Below are 274 nucleotides of genomic sequence, written 5' to 3'. Positions count from 1 at the left end.
TCGACTTACAGAGCAAATTTTATCGCGCTTTGGCCTGACATTTACAACAGTGAATGCTGAAAATGTGGCAGAAATTCGTGCAGCGATTCGCCCCAATACACGGCTCATCTATGTAGAAACACCGTCGAACCCGCTGTTCAAAATTACAGATATTCGAAAAGTCGTTCATATAGCCCAAGCACACGACATTTTAGTAGCGGTGGACAATACGTTTATGACGCCACTTTGCCAAAATCCACTGGCGCTCGGTGCAAATATCGTCATTCATAGCGCG

General features: G+C 45.3%; 1 protein-coding gene. It reads left to right on the top strand.

The features are described 5' to 3' along the window. A partial coding sequence (locus HUK49_RS10950; RefSeq protein WP_191913708.1) for a PLP-dependent transferase occupies positions 1–274 on the top strand: 274 nt, incomplete at both ends.

The sequence above is a fragment of the Limosilactobacillus portuensis genome, from assembly GCF_014838735.1.
Classification (GTDB): Bacteria; Bacillota; Bacilli; order Lactobacillales; family Lactobacillaceae; genus Limosilactobacillus; species Limosilactobacillus portuensis.
Note: the sequence above shows the minus strand (reverse complement) of the source record. Positions and strands in the feature narration are given on the sequence as shown.